10 protein-coding genes and 1 pseudogene are annotated in these 13119 nt (G+C 73.6%); 6 read left to right on the top strand and 5 right to left on the bottom strand.

Going from position 1 to position 13119, the window contains the following annotated elements; all coding sequences use genetic code 11:
- Positions 1–636 (bottom strand): annotated as a pseudogene (locus AB0M28_RS20105) (hypothetical protein); the annotation flags it as partial.
- A 115-nt stretch (positions 637–751) separates the two neighbouring features.
- Positions 752–2755, bottom strand: a complete 2004-nt coding sequence (locus tag AB0M28_RS20100; RefSeq protein ID WP_365406342.1) for an acetoacetate--CoA ligase — start codon at positions 2753–2755, stop codon at positions 752–754.
- A gap of 257 nt (positions 2756–3012) precedes the next feature.
- Between AB0M28_RS20100 and AB0M28_RS20095 the strand changes: the two genes are divergently transcribed.
- Together AB0M28_RS20095 and AB0M28_RS20090 are read left to right on the top strand one after the other, a co-directional pair.
- Entirely contained in the window at positions 3013–5364 is a 2352-nt protein-coding gene (locus AB0M28_RS20095; RefSeq protein ID WP_365406340.1) for a glycoside hydrolase family 31 protein, read from the top strand.
- Positions 5365–5406: 42 nt separating this feature from the next.
- A complete protein-coding gene (locus AB0M28_RS20090) occupies positions 5407–6252 on the top strand; it encodes a M15 family metallopeptidase (protein WP_365406338.1) in 846 nt (281 codons plus the stop codon).
- On the opposite strand, the gene AB0M28_RS20085 is transcribed toward AB0M28_RS20090, so the two are convergent.
- Both AB0M28_RS20085 and AB0M28_RS20080 read right to left on the bottom strand, forming a co-directional pair.
- A complete protein-coding gene (locus AB0M28_RS20085) occupies positions 6235–7554 on the bottom strand; it encodes an adenylosuccinate synthetase (RefSeq protein WP_365406335.1) in 1320 nt (439 codons plus the stop codon). The genes AB0M28_RS20090 and AB0M28_RS20085 overlap by 18 nt on opposite strands.
- 64 nt (positions 7555–7618) lie before the next feature.
- Complete coding sequence (locus AB0M28_RS20080) at positions 7619–8383, bottom strand: NUDIX domain-containing protein (RefSeq protein ID WP_365406347.1); 765 nt, start codon at positions 8381–8383, stop codon at positions 7619–7621.
- A gap of 157 nt (positions 8384–8540) precedes the next feature.
- On the opposite strand from AB0M28_RS20080, the gene AB0M28_RS20075 reads away from it, so the two are divergent.
- From AB0M28_RS20075 to glpK, 4 genes are all read left to right on the top strand, one after another.
- The gene (locus tag AB0M28_RS20075) at positions 8541–8969 is read left to right on the top strand and encodes a zinc ribbon domain-containing protein (protein WP_365406332.1); all 429 of its coding nucleotides are present in this window, start codon (positions 8541–8543) and stop codon (positions 8967–8969) included.
- Positions 8966–10153 (top strand): lipid-transfer protein, encoded by a 1188-nt coding sequence (locus AB0M28_RS20070; protein WP_365406329.1) that lies wholly within the window; start codon positions 8966–8968, stop codon positions 10151–10153. Before AB0M28_RS20075 ends, AB0M28_RS20070 begins: the two co-directional genes overlap by 4 nt.
- A 266-nt stretch (positions 10154–10419) precedes the next feature.
- Positions 10420–11166, top strand: coding sequence for an MIP/aquaporin family protein (locus AB0M28_RS20065; RefSeq protein ID WP_365406326.1), 747 nt, complete (start codon positions 10420–10422; stop codon positions 11164–11166).
- A 19-nt stretch (positions 11167–11185) separates the two neighbouring features.
- Complete coding sequence (glpK, locus tag AB0M28_RS20060) at positions 11186–12697, top strand: glycerol kinase GlpK (protein ID WP_365406323.1); 1512 nt, start codon at positions 11186–11188, stop codon at positions 12695–12697.
- Between the two features lie 28 nt (positions 12698–12725).
- On the opposite strand, the gene AB0M28_RS20055 is transcribed toward glpK, so the two are convergent.
- Positions 12726–13115, bottom strand: a complete 390-nt coding sequence (locus AB0M28_RS20055; RefSeq protein WP_365406320.1) for a DUF742 domain-containing protein — start codon at positions 13113–13115, stop codon at positions 12726–12728.
- Between the last annotated feature and the right edge of the window lie 4 nt (positions 13116–13119).

Genomic DNA, 13119 nt, shown 5'->3' with positions numbered 1-13119 from the left:
GGGCCAGAGCCTCATCGGCGCTCTGGGTGCGCTCCGTCTCGGCCCGCGCGTGGTCCTGCCAGCGCGGCTGCGGGCTGGGCTTGCTCCGCCGCTTGCGTCCTCGACGCTGCACACCAGATGGTGCTCGCCGGGCGCGAGCGAGTCGACGAGCCGCGTGAACGCCAGGACCGCGCGGTCGAATCCCGCCCTGGCCAGGTCCTCCCCGCAGTCGTCGCAGGCGCCGAGCTCCGCGAGCTGCCGGGTGGCGCGCTCCCAGATCCGCATCCGGCCGTCCACCCGCTGCAGGTCGCGCAGCAGAAGCTGCATGTGCTGCCCCTCGTACGGCACCGTCGCCCGCAGCGGCGCCCTCTCGGCCGTGTAACTCGTCCGCGCCCCGGCCCCGTCGGCGTCCAGCCCGCGCCGCTCGCAGAAGTCGCGGAACTCCTCCGGGTCGAAGCGGGCGACGGTGACATGGACGCCCTGGGACGCGAAGGTCCTGAGCAGGGCGGCCATGTGCCCGAGATACACCTGGTGGTCGTCGAAGCCGAAGCTGGCGTAGGCCCGCATGGCCCCGAAGTCGTCCTCGTCGGCGATCAGGGCGACCGTAGTGGGTGCCTCACGCCGCAGTCGGCGGCGTGGCGTGTTTCGCGTCTGCACGGCGACTCCCCCTTCACGTAGTGCGATCGATCACTACGCACAGTAGTCGCGCCCACTGACAATCACCCTCGGCGACCGCATCACCCCAGGTCACCGCCCCCGCCGGGGCAGCAGCTCAGCCTCGCTGCCGCCCGAGCTCCGCGTAGAACCGCAGCAGGTCGACCCGGTCCACGGAGCCGGGGTTCACGGCCTTCTCCAGCGGCGTGCCCTGCAGCAGCCGCTTGACCGGGACCTCCAGGCGCTTGCCGGTGAGGGTGTGCGGCACCGCCTCGACCTCGATGACCTCGTCGGGGACATGGCGCGGCGAGAGGTTCTCCCGGATCGTCTGCTTGATCTTGGCGCGCAGTCCGTCGTCCAGTGCCGCGCCGGGCGCGAGATGGACGAAGAGCGGCATCCAGTAGCCCCCGTCGGGCTCCTCGACCCCGATCACCAGCGACTCGCGGATCTCGGGCAGCCGCTCGACCGCCTCGTAGATGTCCGCCGAACCCATCCGCACGCCCTGGCGGTTGAGGGTGGAGTCGGAGCGGCCGTGGATGACCACCGTGCCGCGCGAGGTGAGGGTGATCCAGTCGCCGTGGCGCCACACCCCGGGGAACATCTCGAAGTAGCTGTCCCGGTAACGGCTGCCGTCCGGGTCGTTCCAGAAGCTCACCGGCATGGACGGCATGGGCCTGGTGACGACCAGCTCGCCGACCTCGTCGGTGACCGGCTTGCCCTGGGGGTCCCAGGACTGCAGGTCCGTGCCCAGTCCCGGCGCCTGCAGCTCGCCGATGTACACCGGCAGCGTGGGCACACCGCCCGCGAAGCAGCTGCACACGTCGGTGCCCCCGCTGACCGAGGCGATCCACATGTCCTGGCCGGCCTCGCGGAACACGTCGTGGATCCAGCGGAACCCGTCGGGCGGCAGCGGCGAGCCGGTCGTGGCGACGCACCGCACGGCGGACAGGTCGTAGTCCCGGGCCGGGTGCACGCCGGCCTTGCGGCAGGCCATGACGTACGCCGCCGAGGTGCCGAAGAGGGTGGCGCCGGTACGCTCCGCCACCTGCCACTGGGCGCCGGTCGAGGGGTAGCCGGGGCTGCCGTCGTACAGCACGACCGTGCTGCCCACCAGCAGGCCGGAGACGAGGAAGTTCCACATCATCCAGCCGGTGGAGGTGTACCAGAAGAAGCGGTCCCCGGGCCCGAGGTCGCAGTGCAGTGCGAGCTGCTTCAGGTGCTCGACGAGGATGCCGCCCTGCGACTGCACGATGGCCTTGGGCAGTCCGGTGGTGCCGGAGGAGTACAGCACCCACAGCGGGTGGTCGAACGGGACCTGCTCGAAGACAGGCGGTGCGTCCCCCGCCGTCAGCTCCGCCCATTCCAGCGCCCCCTCGGGGGCCGGGGTGCCGAGCAGCGGGATGTGCACGACGGCGCGCAGGGAGGGAAGTTCGCGGCGCAGCTCCGCCACCGTCTCCGTGCGGTCGTGCTGCTTGCCGCCGTAGCGGTACCCATCGACCGCGAACAGCACGACGGGCTCCACCTGCTGGAAGCGGTCGAGCACGCTGCGCGCCCCGAAGTCCGGGGCGCAGGAGGTCCACACGGCGCCCACGGCGGCGGTGGCGAGCAGCGCGGTCACGGCCTGCGGGATGTTGGGCAGATAGCCGCTGATCCGGTCGCCCGGCCGCACCCCGAGCCGACGCAGCTCGGCGGCCAGCGAGCCCACCTGGGCCCGCAGCTCGCCCCAGGTGACGGGAGCGGGGTCCTGGTCCTCCGTGACGTACAGCAGCGCCTGCGCGTCGTCGGCGCCCGGGCGCAGCGCGTGCTCGGCGTAGTTCAGCGTGGCGCCGGGGAACCAGCGCGCGCCGGGCATCTCCGCGGAGCCCAGCACCGATGCGTACGGCGTGGCGAACCGGACCCCGGCCCACTCGGTGAACGCCGCCCAGAACCGCTCCAGCTCCTCGACCGACCAGCGGTGCAGCCGCGCGTAGTCCCCGCCGTCGCCCTCGGGGGCCGGTGCGCCGTGCCGCTCCGCCGCCCAGGCGTGGAACTCCGTGACGCGGGCACCCGCGATCCGGTCCGCGGCCGGCTCCCACAGGGGCGCGGGCGGGTCGGTGGCGAGGTGCTGCTGGGATGTGGACATGGCTGGCGGCTCCCGTACGTACGCGTCGTGTGCGTCGCCGCGCCCGGTGCGGAGTGTGCGCGGTACGCGGACCGGATGCCCCTGTCGAGGGCTCCACGCAGGACGATGCCACGTGATCGACTTGTGCACCAGGGTGCGCCGCCCATAGTGACGCAGGTTGTGATGTGTGCCTCCCACGTACAGGGGAAAGAGGCGCGGGGGTGAACAGACCCTGAACTGTTTCCGCTTCCCGGGCGACGGGTGGCACTGTGAGCTGCATGAGAGTTCGTGCCCTGGTCAGGGCGGTGCGGCTGGTCGGCGTGGCGCAGTCGGCGCGCGCGGTCCGGGCCGCCCTGCGCACCCGCCGGGCCGACGGCGCCGCGCGCCGCGGCCGGGCGCCGGAGCGGGCCCGGGTACCCGGGCGGCTGCTGGACGTGCGGCCGGGGCCCGGCGGCGGGCTGCTGCGGTTCTCGCGCACCACCCTGGAGATCCGGGTGACGGTCGGCGGGGCGGTCTTCTTCGGCTGGGACGGTGCCGCTCCCGAGCCGTCGTACGCGCTGGACGGCGACTGTCCGGAACCCGACGTGCGGACCGAGCTGGAACCCGACAAGGACGGCGGCTGGCAGATCGTCTCGGAGCGGATGACGGTGGCCGTCTCCCGGCACGGCGCGGTGGAGATCCGCACCCCGGGCGGGCGGTTGCTGCGCCACGAGCAGCCGCCGCGCTGGTGGGAGACGGCCGCCGGCGACGTGCGCTGGGTGAGCCATGCCCGGGTGGCTGCCGACGCGCGGTTCTTCGGGCTCGGCGGCCGTGCCGGAGGGCCGCGGCTGCGGGGCGCCTTCCGGCTGTGGAACACCGATCCGGGCGGCTCCTTCGGACCGGGCGACGATCCGCTGTCCGTCACCATGCCGGTGCAGTTCGTCGTCGCGGACGCGGGCTGCCATCTGCTGTTCGTCGACAACAGCTGGGACGGGCTGTGCGAGATCGGCGAGGGCGCGGAGGGCCACGGCTCGGGCCACGACCGGCCGGGCCGCAGCCGGTTGCGGATGTCGGGCGGCCCGCTGCGCTACTGGGCGCTGGTCGGCACGCCCGCCCGGCTGCTGCAGGGCTGGGCCGCCCTCACCGGCTCGCCCGCCGTCCCTCCCGGGTGGGCGCTCGGCCACCAGCACGCCCGCTGGGGGTTCGGTTCCGGCGCGGAGGTACGCCGGGTCGTGGCCGGCTACCGGGAGCGCGGGCTGCCGCTGTCGGCGGTGCATCTGGACATCGACCACTACCGCGACCACCGCGTCTTCACCGTGGACACGGACCGCTTCCCGCGGCTGCCGCACCTCGCCCGGGAGCTGCGCGAGGAGGGCGTGCGGCTGGTGTCGATCGTCGACCCCGGGGTGGCGGCCGCTCCCGGCGATCCGGTGTACGACGGCGGGCAGGCCATCGACGCCTTCGTGCGCGCCCCGGACGGGCACGCGGTGCGCGGGGTGGCCTGGCCGGGGTACACGGTCTTCCCCGACTTCACCGACCCCCGGGTCCGCAAATGGTGGGGCGGGCTCTACGCCGAGCGGCTGGAGCAGGGCTTCGAGGGCTTCTGGCACGACATGAACGAACCGACCGCCCTTCCCCCCGTCGGGGGATGGTCCGCGGCCTTCGGCGACCGCAGCCTCCCGCTGAACACCCGCCACGTCATGGACGGCCGGTCGGGCGACCACCGCGAGGCGCACAACGTCTACGGGCTGACGATGGCCCGCGCGGGCTACGAAGGGCTGCGCGAACTGTGCCCGGACCGCCGCCCGTTCCTGTTCTCCCGCTCCGGCTGGGCCGGGATGCAGCGCTACGGGGGCACCTGGTCGGGTGACGTCGCCACCGGCTGGCCGGGGCTGCGCGCCTCGCTGTCGCTGACCCTGGGGCTGGGCCTGTGCGGGGTGCCGTACTCGGGGCCGGACATCGGCGGGTTCGACGGCCGCCCCTCCCCCGAGCTGTATCTGCGCTGGTTCCAGCTGGGCTCGTACCTCCCGCTGTTCCGCACCCACTGCGCGCGCCACGCGGGCCGCCGGGAGCCCTGGGAGTTCGGCGCCGAGGTACTGGAACACGCCCGCGCCTGCCTGGAGGAGCGGCAGCGGCTGCTGCCGTACTTCGCCACCCTCGCCGTCCTGGCGGAGCGCACCGGGGCGCCGTACGCGCGCCCGCTGTGGTGGCACGAGCCGAGGCGGCGGGCGCTGCGCGACTGCGAGGACGCCTTCCTGCTCGGCGACGACCTCCTCGTCGCCCCGGTGCTCGACGAGGGGGCGCGCAGCCGCTCGGTGCCGCTGCCCAAGGGACGCTGGTACGACACGCGCGACGGGCGGGCGTACGACGGCCCCGGACGGGTGACGCTGGCGGCCCCGCTCGGCGAGGTGCCGGTGCTGGCGCGGGCGGGCTGCGTGCTGCCCGTCACCGGCCGGGACGGCGGCCTGGAGCTGGAGGTCTGGCCGCCGGCGCCGGGCCGCAGCGGCGGCGGGACGGTCGCCGTCGGGCCGCCGGACGGCTGGGAGCCGGCGACGGTCGAGCAGTACACGGTGCGGTGGGCCGGGCGGGTGTCCGTGGAACGGGCGGACGGAGCGCGGCCGCGCTACCCGGTACGGGTGAGGGGCGTCTGAGCAATACCTGGATTCGGGGCGGGAATGCGGTAGTCAGGGCGCATGCCACTCTTCGCCTCCGTCAGGCGTGCCCTCCTGCTGTCCGCCGTCCTGCTGTCCGCCGCCGCGTCTACGGCGGCCGCCGACCCCGGCCCCGCGGACCGCACCCCCGCCGCACCGGACCCCGTGTCGCGGGCCGCGCGGGCGCCACGGGAGTTCGTCGCCCTGGACGACGTGGACCCCACGATCCTGCGGGACATCCGCTACGCCGGCCCGCACAACTTCACCGGCGCCCGTGTCCCCGGCTACGACGAACCGCTGTGCGTCCTCACCCGGCCGGCGGCGCGAGCCCTGGCGCGGGCGCAGGGCGCGCTGCGCAAGCGCGGCTACTCCCTGAAGGTCTACGACTGCTACCGGCCGCAGCGCGCCGTCGACCGCTTCGTGCGCTGGGCGGCGGATCCCCGGGACACGCTGATGCGGACGGAGTTCTACCCGAACCTGCCCAAGAGCCGCCTGTTCGCCGACGGTTACCTCGCGGAGCGTTCCGGCCACAGCCGGGGCAGCGAGGTCGACATCACGCTGGTGCGGCTGCCGGCCGTCGAGCAGGCCGGCTACCGCCCCGGCCAGCGCCTGACCCCGTGCACCGCCCGCGCGGGCAAGCGGTTCGCGGACAACTCGATCGACATGGGCACCGGTTACGACTGCTTCGACACGCTGTCCCACACGCTCAGCCCCGCCGTCACGGGCAAGGCCCGGTCCAACCGCCTGCTGCTGAAGGACGCGCTGGAGAGGGAGGGCTTCCGCAACTTCCGCTACGAGTGGTGGCACTTCAACTTCCGCCCCGAGCCCTTCGAGCGCACCCGCTTCGACTTCCCCGTCCGGCGGGCGTCGCTACGCCGCGACGGCTGACGCCGCGCCGCCCCCGGTCCCGTACGACTCCAGCACCACCGGGGCCGACAGCACGTCCTCCACCGCCGTGACCCAGTCCCGTGGATCGGGCCCGGGCGACACGCGGCGCCCGGGGACGGCGCGCAGCAGCCGCTCGGTGAGCCGTGCCTGGCCGCCGCACGCCCCCACCGGCAGCCGTTCGACGGTCCGTCCGTCGATGTCGTACGCCCCGACGAGCCCGAGGGACGGGCAGCCGGCCACCCGGTCGAGATGGGTGACGGCCAGCCCGTCCACGCCGCCGCACACCGCGCGCGCGTAGGCGTGCGCCACGGCGTCGAAGTGCCCGACGCGGAACGGCCCCTGCCCGCGTCCGTCGCCGTTGTGCGGCTCCGGCAGGGCTGCCGCCAGCCGCGCGTCCTCGGTGACCAGCGGGCCGGGGCCGTGGCGGGTGGTGTACGTCCGCAGGACGCCGATGCGGCGGGCCGCGCGCGGCTGACCGGCCTCGGCGAGGACGCGCTCGGCGTTCTCAAAGGTCGTCGTCGAACACGTGGTGTACGGGTGGAAGCCGAGCCGCTCGTCGAGTAGCACGCCCTGCGCGCCCTCGAAGACGACCGGCCCCTGGCGCAGCAGCCGCCGCGCATGCGCCTCGTCGACCAGTTCCACCACGCGGGCGAACTCCGCGTAGGCCCGCGCGCAGTCCTCGACGGGCGGCGCGCCCAGCGGGCCGAGTTCGGCCGTCAGCCGGTCGCGCAGCAGGACGAGCTTGCGCAGCAGCCGCATCCGGGACGAGCAGTCGCCCACCAGCGGCGCGTCGCCGGGATGCGCCGTCGCGTACGCCGCCGCCTCGCCGACGCCCCTGCCGCACGATCCGTGCCGTCCCTCGCCGCGTTCCGATTCCCGCAGCCGGCCGGCGGCCGCGTGGTACGGCGTGGTCAGCGGCGCGCGCCGGTCCACGGTGAGCAGCCGCAGCGGCGCCGGGACGCCGAGCGCCGCCAGCCGGTCCGCCTCCGCCGCGAGGGCCGCCGGGTCGACCAGCGTGAAACGCGAGAGGTACGTCGGCACGCCGGCGAACGTGCCCGATCCGAACTGGGCGAAGGCGTGGTGCCGCCCGTCCGCCGTGACCACGTTGTGCCCGGTCTGCGCACCGCCGTTGAAGCGGATGACGGCGCGGACCGGCTCCCCCCTGCCGAGCCGGTCCACCGCCGCCCCGCCCGGCCGGTCGGCGTCCCCCGTGCCCCGTCGGCAGAGCAGGTCCACGACGCGTCCCTTGCCCGCGTCGCCGTACCCCAGGTCGACGACGACGGTGTGCTCCCGCGCGCTCATCGGCGCCCTCTCCCGCGTCCGCTTCCCATGGCGGGTTCCCCCTGTCGTGTCGTCGGTGCGGGTGTCAGCGCACGCTGTCCTCGCGGTCGGGGCGCAGCAGTGCGGGGTGCAGCAGCCGGGCGTCGCCGGCGCGGTACAGGCGGGCGCGGGGCCCGCCGCGGGAGCCGGACCGTTCGGCGGTGGCGCCGGTCGACTCGACGAAGCCGGGAACGGAGAGCACCTTGCGGTGGAAGTTGCCGGCGTGCAGCCCGGCGCCCCAGACGGCCTCGTAGACGGCGCGCAGTTCGCTGATGGTGAACTCCTTGCGGAGGAAGGCCGTCGCGAGCGGGGTGTACTCGATCTTCGAGCGGGCCCGCTCCAGGCCGTCGGCGAGGATCCGGGCGTGGTCGAAGGCGAGGTCCGCAGCGACCGCCTCGTCCACCGGCACCCACCGGGCGTCGGCGGCGTCGCTGCCCGGACGGGCCTCGGGGAGGTCCGGGGCGAAGGCGAGATGGGCGACGGAGACGACGGCCAGCCGCGGATCGCGTCCCGGATCGCCGTAGCTGCCGAGCTGCTCCAGATGTACCCGGGCGAGCCCGCGCTCCTCGTCCAGCCCGGTCTCCTCGGCGAGTTCACGCGCGGCGGCCTGGCCGAGCGTCTCCGCCCCGGCCTGTACGAACCCTCCGGGCAGCGCCCACGCGCCCTGGTACGGCGGACCGCCCCGCCGTACGAGGAGGACGTTCAGCGCGCCGTTGCGCAGCGTCAGCGCGACGACGTCGACGGTCACCGCGACGGGCGGGTAGGCGGTCGGGTCGTAGTCGGCGAGGAGGTCCTCGTCGTCGCCGGGCATCGGCGCCTCCGTGATGTTGTTCTCACCATGAGTCTTTCTCGTCATGAGAATAACTAGAGAGGGAGGCGGAGGGAAGGGGGCGACCGGCACTCTTTCGCCGGCCCTCCACCCGTGCCAGACTTCTGACGATCCGTCAGATCACAGCGAAGGGGCGCCCATGGAAGGCTGGTTCACCGCTCCCGGCGATCCGCGGGGCTTCCGGCTGCTCGGGACGCGGTGCCGGGAGTGCGGGACGGTGTCCTTCCCCCGGCAGACCACCGGCTGCGCCAATCCCGTCTGCGGGGGGGACGAGTTGGCGGAGCACGCGCTCTCACCGCGCGGACGGATCTGGTCGTACACCGACTGCCGTTACCGCCCGCCCGCCCCGTACTCCTCCGATCCGGAGCGGGAGTGGGAGCCGTACGCCCTGGTCGCGGTGGAGCTCGAGGCCGAGCGGATGGTCGTGCTGGGACAGGCACCGCCGGGGGTGGGTGTGGCGGACCTCGCCGTGGGCATGGAGGCGGAGGCCGTACCCGGTGAGCTGCACGGCGGGCGGCGGACCTGGCACTGGCGGCCGCTCCCCGCCGGGGAAGGGGCGCGGACATGACCCGCGACATCGCCGTCCTGGGCGCCGGCATGCACCCCTGGGGCAAGTGGGGGCGGCCGTTCGCGGAGTACGGGGTCGCCGCGGCGCGCGCCGCGCTGGCGGACGCCGGGCTCGAATGGAGCGCCGTCCGGTCGGTCGTCGGCGCCAACACCGTCCGGGGCGGCTACCCCGGCCATGTCTCGGGTGCCACCTTCGCGCGCGCCCTCGGCAAACAGGGCGCACGGGTCACCAGCGTGTATGCCGCCTGCGCCTCCGGAGCGCAGGCCGTCGCGACGGCTCGGGCGCAGATCCTCGCGGGCGAGACGGACGTCGTTCTGGTCGTGGGAGCGGACGCCGCTCCGAAGGGCTTCTTCGCGCCGTCCGCCGGCGCTCGCCCCGACGACCCGGACTGGCTGCGCTTCGCCCTGCTGGGTGCCACCAACCCGGCGTACTTCGGCCTCTACGCCCGCCGCCGGATGGCCCTGTACGGCGACACGGCGGACGATTTCGCGCTGGTGAAGGTCAAGAACGCGGCGGCCGGCGCGCAGAACCCCCTCGCCCGCTACCGCACGGCGGTCACCGCCGAGGAGGTCGCCGCCTCCCCCGTGGTCTGCGATCCGCTGCGGCTGCTGGACGTCTGCGCCACCTCCGACGGCGCGGCGGCCCTCGTCCTGTCGAGCATGGACTTCGCCCGCCGGCGCGGCGGCCCTTCCCCGGTTCGCATCCGGGCGGTGTCGACCGTCTCCCCGAGCTTCCCGCAGCAGACGGTCGACTTCCCCGACCTGGCGACCGACTCCGCCGTGGCCGCTGCCCCCGCCCCGGGCATCCGGGCGTCCCTCGCGCAGGCGGCGTACGACGAAGCGGGCATGGGCCCGGACGACATCGATCTGGCGGAGGTCTACGACCTGTCGACCGCGCTGGAGCTCGACTGGTACGAGGACCTGCGGCTGTGCCCGCGCGGCGACGCGGTGAAGCTGCTGCGCTCCGGCGCCACCGCCCTCGGGGGACGCGTCCCGGTGAACGCGAGCGGCGGGCTGGCGTCCTTCGGCGAGGCCGTGCCGGCGCAGGCGATCGCCCAGGTCTGCGAACTCGTGACGCAGTTGCGGGGGGCGGCCGGCGCCCGCCAGGTGCCCGGCGCACGGATCGGGATCACAGCGAACCAGGGGCTGTTCGGCCACGGCTCCGCGGTGGTCGCGATGCGCTGACCAGGATCGCCCCGATGACACAAAAGCCCGTCGTGTCCATCGTCTTGACGACCCATCACCCCAGGTGAACACTGCCGGATGTCAGTTCGGCATCGCCGACGACGGCAGTGAGCCGCGCCTGGACCTCCGGCGATCCGCAAGCACTGGCACGCTCGTCGCGGATGCCGAGCGGGGCGCGTCGTCCTGCCCTGCCCTCCGGCTCCGCGGGCAAGGGAACCCCGAACGCAGACCGGGGCAGGCGTCCCGGGCAGCCCTAGGAGCCGCAAATGAGCAATGGGGACATCTTCGTCGGCGAACTCATCGGAACGGCCATCCTGATCCTCTTCGGCGCCGGCGTGGTGGCCGGAGTGCTGCTCTCCCACTCCAAGGCCAGGGACGCCGGCTGGGTAGTGATCACCTTCGGCTGGGGTTTCGGCGTGCTGGCGGGCGCGTACACGTCCGCGCCCCTGTCCGGCGGCCAGATCAACCCCGCCGTCACGCTCGGGTTCGCCATCGAGGGCACCACCGAGTGGGAGGACGTCCCGTACTACATCCTCGGGCAGATGGTGGGCGCGTTCCTCGGTGCCGTGCTGTGCTGGCTGCTCTACTACGGCCAGTTCGACGCCAACAAGACCGACGAGAACCGGATGGAGACCGTCGGGATCTTCTCCACCCGGCCCGCCATCTACAACTGGTGGCAGAACCTGCTGACCGAGATCATCGCCACCGTGGCGCTGATGCTCCCCATCCTCGCGCTCGTCGGCGGGGACAAGCACGTCGCGGGCATCGGCGACGCCGGACTGCCCGTCCTGCTCATCGCCTTCCTCGTCGTGGGCATCGGCATGTCCCTCGGTGGGCCCACCGGCTATGCCATCAACCCCGCCCGCGACCTGGGGCCGCGCATCGCCCACGCGCTCATGCCCATCCCCAGGAAGGGCACGTCCGAGTGGAGCTACGCCTGGATCCCGGTGGCCGGTCCGCTGATCGGCGCCGCCATCGGGGCCGGCATCTACAACCTCGCGTTCAAGCTCTGACCCCCTGGGGGACGTCATCATGACGGACACGTACGTAGCCGCGATCGACCAAGGAACCACGTCCAGCCGCTGCATCATCTTCAACCAGGACGGCGCCATCGTCGCCGTCGACCAGCGCGAGCACCGCCAGATCTTCCCGAAGCCGGGCTGGGTGGAGCACGACGCCACCGAGATCTGGTCCAAGGTCCAGGCCGTGGTGGCGGGCTCGCTCGCCAAGGCCGGACTGCGCGCCGACCAGCTCAGCGCGGTCGGCATCACCAACCAGCGCGAGACGACGGTCCTGTGGGACCGGGCAACCGGCAAGCCGGTGCACAACGCCATCGTCTGGCAGGACACCCGCACCTCGGCGCTGTGCAACGAACTCGGCGGCTCCGACGGCCAGGACCGCTTCCGCGACCGCACGGGCCTGCCGCTCGCCAGCTACTTCTCGGGCCCGAAGGCGGCCTGGCTGCTCGACAACGTGCCGGGGCTGCGGCGGCGCGCGGAGAACGGCGAGATCGCGTTCGGCACCATCGACTCCTGGCTCATCTACAACCTCACCGGCGGTGCGGACGGCGGCGTGCACGTCACGGACGTCACCAACGCCTCCCGCACCATGCTGATGAACATCGAGTCCCACCAGTGGGACCAGTCGATCCTCGACGCGATGAACGTGCCCGCCGCCGTCCTCCCGGAGATCAGGTCCTCCGCCGAGGTGTACGGCCAGTGCGTGGGCCAGCTCTCCGGCGTGCCGGTGGCCTCCGCGCTCGGCGACCAGCAGGCGGCCATCTTCGGGCAGACCTGCTTCGAGGTCGGCGAGGCAAAGAACACCTACGGCACGGGCAGCTTCCTGCTGCTCAACACCGGCACTCGTCCGGTCCCGTCGAAGAACGGCCTGCTCACCACCATGGGCTACCAGATCGGCGGCGAGGCGCCCGTCTACTGCCTCGAAGGGTCGATCGCCATCACCGGCGCGCTGGTGCAGTGGTTCCGCGACCAGCTCGGCATCATCCAGTCCGCCGAGGAGATCGAGCCCCTCGCGGCGAGCGTGGAGGACAACGGCGGCGCGTACATCGTGCCCGCGTTCTCCGGCCTGTTCGCCCCGTACTGGCGCTCCGACGCCCGCGGGGTCGTCACCGGGCTCACCCGGTACGTCACCAAGGCGCATCTGGCGCGGGCGGTGCTGGAGGCGACGAGCTGGCAGACCCGTGAGGTCGTCGACGCCATGTACCAGGACTCCGGTGTCCAGCTGACCGACCTCAAGGTCGACGGCGGCATGACCGGCAACAACCTGCTGATGCAGCACCAGGCGGACGTGCTGGGCGTGCCGGTGATCCGCCCGGTGGTGGCGGAGACCACGTGTCTGGGCGCCGCCTACGCGGCCGGTCTGGCGACCGGCGTCTGGCAGAGCCTGGACGAGCTGAAGGCGCACTGGAAGCGCGACACGGAGTGGACGCCGCGGATGGACGCGGAGACCCGCGACCGCGAGTTCCGCAACTGGCACAAGGCGGTGGAGCGTTCCTTCGGCTGGCACGACGACAGCGCCGGCTGACCACGGCGAGGGCCGCGGGTTGCTCGTCCTAGATCGCCCGCAGGCCCTCGATCACCTGACGCAGCAGGGTCTCGTCCGAGACCGGCGGGGCGGCCTCGTCCGCCGGCCGCGCCCGGACGAGCCCCGCGTCGAGCAGATCGGCCACCAGGACGCGTACGACGGCGGACGGCAGGTCCAGCGCGCCCGCCAGCTCGTCCGCCGTAAGCGCGTCCTGGCGGCACAGGCGCAGGATCCCCGCGTGCTCGCCGGCGAACGTGTCCGGCAGCCGGACGCCGGGAACGGCCTCCACCGGCCGGGAGAGTGCCGCGTCCTCGGCACGTTCCATCCGTCCCCGGGCCATGGCGTACGGGCGGACCACGGGGCCCGCCTCGTCGTCGTAGTAGTACGGGTCGCTCTTGTGCTGGGGGGCGGCGGCCACGGGG

The organism is Streptomyces sp. NPDC051940, from assembly GCF_040680895.1.
Classification (GTDB): Bacteria; Actinomycetota; Actinomycetes; order Streptomycetales; family Streptomycetaceae; genus Streptomyces.
The sequence above is the reverse complement of the archived record's forward strand: the minus strand, read 5'-3'. Positions and strand labels throughout refer to the sequence as shown.